The sequence below is a fragment of the Desulfosarcina sp. genome (genome assembly GCF_041551955.1).
Lineage (GTDB): Bacteria > Desulfobacterota > Desulfobacteria > Desulfobacterales > Desulfosarcinaceae > Desulfosarcina.
In genome coordinates this window covers 1-3,596 of sequence record NZ_JBFELV010000489.1, presented here as the reverse complement: position 1 = coordinate 3,596, position 3,596 = coordinate 1, and the positions used below count along the sequence as shown (strand labels likewise).

Annotated in this window: 3 protein-coding genes; all 3 read right to left on the bottom strand. The window is 56.4% G+C overall.

Annotated features, from left to right (window positions below; translation table 11 throughout):
- Nucleotides 1-617 (bottom strand): 4Fe-4S dicluster domain-containing protein (locus tag ABYV26_RS22975; protein ID WP_372683686.1); only part of this gene is annotated, 617 nt, incomplete at its 3' end.
- Between the two features lie 187 nt (nucleotides 618-804).
- On the bottom strand, nucleotides 805-2,472 hold the full coding sequence (locus ABYV26_RS22970; protein ID WP_372683685.1) for a GMC oxidoreductase: 1,668 nt from the start codon (nucleotides 2,470-2,472) through the stop codon (nucleotides 805-807).
- 165 nt (nucleotides 2,473-2,637) lie between these two features.
- Nucleotides 2,638-3,596 (bottom strand): hypothetical protein (locus ABYV26_RS22965; RefSeq protein ID WP_372683684.1); only part of this gene is annotated, 959 nt, incomplete at its 5' end.

The following is a 3,596-nucleotide window of genomic DNA, read 5'->3' as shown; positions in this document are numbered from 1 at the left end:
GATGGTCTTGTCTTCAGATCCTCGCGGAGCCTGAAACTCCGATGATCTTTCAGTATTTTGGAAACATGGCTGTCGGGATCGTCCAAATCGCCGAAATGGAGTGCCTCGCCAAGGCAATGCCTCACGCAAAGCGGGGTCGCCGCGTCATCGACACCCGGCGACAGGCCGTCGCGGACGCCAGCGTCGATGCGGTGACAACAGAAATCGCATTTGGTGGGAAGTCCGATCCGATCTGAACCGCCTGCACCAGGATGCTTCTTCTCGGGCTCGCAAAACGAAATGGTATCGACCCTGGCGATCCTTCGGGCGTCATACGGACACGCCTGGATGCACGCACTGCACCCGACACACCGGTCTTCATCGATGTCCACAATCCCATCGGGCCGGCGATGGGTTGCCGATGTGGGGCAAACTTTCAAGCAGGCCGGTTTTTCACAGTGCATGCAACTGAAGGTGAAGAAAAATTCACTTTCGCCCGATTCGGTCTTCAGTGGCTGAACAGCTGCCTGCCGCCAGGTGCCGCCCTGGGGAATGGCATTGCCGCCCGTACACACCTTGATGCAGGTCTCGCAGCCGATGCACTTGTTGATATCGATCACCATTGCCCAGTGGGTCATGACGAGCGCCTCTTCGAATGGTTCCTTGGATGAAACTTCACGGCAACCTGAGTCCAATTCCCCTCACCCTGTCCCTCTCCCCCGGGGGGCGAGGGAACGCTTTCACAACCCGGGTGGGGTGGCCGGATCAGGCAACCACTCAGCCCTTCGTGGGTATGACACGATATGGGAGGTGGTTTTAAAACCATCAAGAAAGTGCGCTCCCGCATATTTTTTTTAGATGATCCGCCAGTCTCAGCGATAACGCGACAATGGTGAGCGACGGGTTGGCATAGCCGCCCGTGGGAAATACAGACGGGCCGGCGATGAACAGATTGTCGATGCCGTGCACACGACAATTCCGATCGACGACACCCTGCTTGGGATCATTGTGCATCCGGGTCGTTCCCATATGGTGCCAGCCGCCAATAAAGCGCTCAGGAGGGGTGTGCTCGTCAAGGTCAACCAATATTTTTCCCAATCCCCCCCGTCGAAACGCCTCATCCAAAATACCCAGGCAGCGTTTGGCGCTGTCCAGATCCGAGCGGTTTACCTGCCAGTCCAAATTGGCCCGAGGCATGCCGAGTTCGTCGCGCTCCTGCCCGAGGACGACCCGGCTGTCCGGGTTGGGCGACTGCTCAGACATGTTTTCCAGCTCGAAATATTGGATCCTCTTCTTGCAAAACATCCGGCGGGCCCTTTTCTTGAGGTTCCGATAGATGTCGACAGACAAGCTGTCGATCCCTGAAACCACCCGTGAAAGATGCTGGCCCACCTGGTCGGGCAAACGGCTCCTGCGCATGGCCGATACCAGCACCTTCAACGATTCGAAGCTGGTGGACTGGATGCGGGGATACAAGAAATTGTCCAACCGCGTGGCCAAGGCGATACTGGGAATAAACTCGACCACGAGGTTCAACAATTGCTCTTGCCGAAGAACGGCTTCCGTCGGGCAGACCTTGCCTTTGATCGGCACGTCGTTGACGTGGTGAATGTTGGCATAAAGCCCCATGGCATTGAAGACCACCGGTGTCGCGGGCACGAAGACACCCAGGGAGAAATGAATGTGCTCCATGAAATAGCGGCCGACCAGATCGTGACCGTTGCCCACCCCGGCATGGCACACCGCTCTGGAGGCCAGCAGCAGACGAGGAATCTCGATCGCCCCGGTGGCCAGGATGAAGTGCCGGGCCGACACCCAATGGCGCTTTCCGTCCAGGCAGGCGACCCGCAGACGCCGGACCGTTCCGGCCGACTCCGCCATTTCAATCTCGATCACATTGGCATGCAGGTAAGTAGAAATGTTGGCCGCACTGGTGATTTCTCCGGCGTGGTCTCTAATGAACGGATACTTCGAGCCAAACTTGAAAATCACCGTGCTCGCCCGGTCTCCATGGAAACGGATGGGCGGTGTATTTTGGGGGTCTGACCAATCCTCGACACCGAATCCGGGCGGCGCGATCCGGCAGCGCTCCTGGGCACGATCATAATAAGGGTCGAGATGAGCCCTGTCGAAGGGCCACCCGCTGTGTGGGACCCAGTCCCGGCATTCAAAATCGATCGGGTCGAAGGGCCGCATTCTGGCCCGACTGCAGTCATCGCCACCCACGGCGATATCCCACCGGTTGGTCGATCCCCCGAAATAGCGGGACCGGGAGGTATCCAGGCGGTAGTAGGGATGACCGATGTTTTTGCCCTTGTACAGGGATTGGGTTTGCCGGTCCGGCTTCATCCCGCCGCTTTCAATCAAACACACGCGATAGGACTGATTGACGAATTCGTTGGCCACCGTCAATCCGGCGGTGCCGGCGCCGACGATGCAGATGTCCGCGTCAATACTGTGCCCGTTAGGCAGTGAGCGTGCGTCGATGATCATCGTTTAGTGTTCTGGGTTCAGGGGTTCAAGGGGCCGAGTGAATTAAAAAGATGAACGTCGAACATCGAACGTCCAACGTCGAACTTCTAATGAGAAGACATGAACGGTTAAGAATTAGAGGATTCCAGGGGGCGACGTTCATCTTGTTTATCCCTGGAACGGTAATCAACGCTTGGGGCCATGATTAGGAATCGTACGCTTCAACCGTGCGAGGTTGCCGTCCAAGTATTTGCGATCAACCCGTTTGACCAGTCCTTTCAAGCCTGGCTCGCGATCTTCGTAGATGGCGATTTTATCCTCGATCGCCTTCGCCAGATCATCGCGGCCAATCTCTTTCAGCGGGTCGATCAACTCGAGAAAGTCGCAAAGGTTTTGATCGTTGGGGGTGAAGCTCTTTCTGATCAACTCCGGTGAAATATCCTTGTTGGGGAATGTCGAGGCCTTGTCCAGGGCACCGGCGATCATCAGGGCCAGCATGGTCACGACACACTTCCAACACCGGCAGCAATCCAGCTCTCCGGGTGCAAACGGGTTGCGTTCCCGGAAACTCTTGGTTTTTTCATCCCAGACGGTGATTTGGTTGCAGACCCTGATCGTCCGCAACCCCACATCCCAATCGGCGATCAATTTCACTTTGTCCAGCCTGGACAGCGTAATGCCATCATGGTGAATCCGCAGGTCATAGCTGCTGAAATTGGGCTCGATCATGGGATGATTGCCAAAGGGCCTCAAATTGGCAATATCGTAGGTGTTGGCGATCCTGACGGCATCCAGCCGATTGGTGAATAGATGGGCAGCACCCGCCAGGGCACCGCCCTGATACTGGTATTGCCACACACCCGGATTCTTGTTTATCAGGTTGTCATCATCCAGCTTTAAATAGTGCGTATAAAGGTTTGAAGAGAAGGGGAGCAGGGTGATACCCGTCTCTTCGAGGATTTCTGACAAGGAATCCACCATCTCGTCGAAGGTCTCTTGGAAGCGCACGTCGAACCCAAAGGCGAAAATGCCGTCTTTGACCGACCCCGGGTGTTCCAGGGGAAAGTTGAGCCGATTGATGCGCAAAGTGCTCATCGAATCGATCCCGCCTGAAAAAAGAAGGCCGGCCCTCGGCGGCCTGGACG

Coding starts and splice junctions, on each gene's coding strand:
- ABYV26_RS22970 (WP_372683685.1), bottom strand. CDS start 2,472: ATGATCATCGACGCACGCTCACTGCCTAACGGGCACAGTATTGACGCG.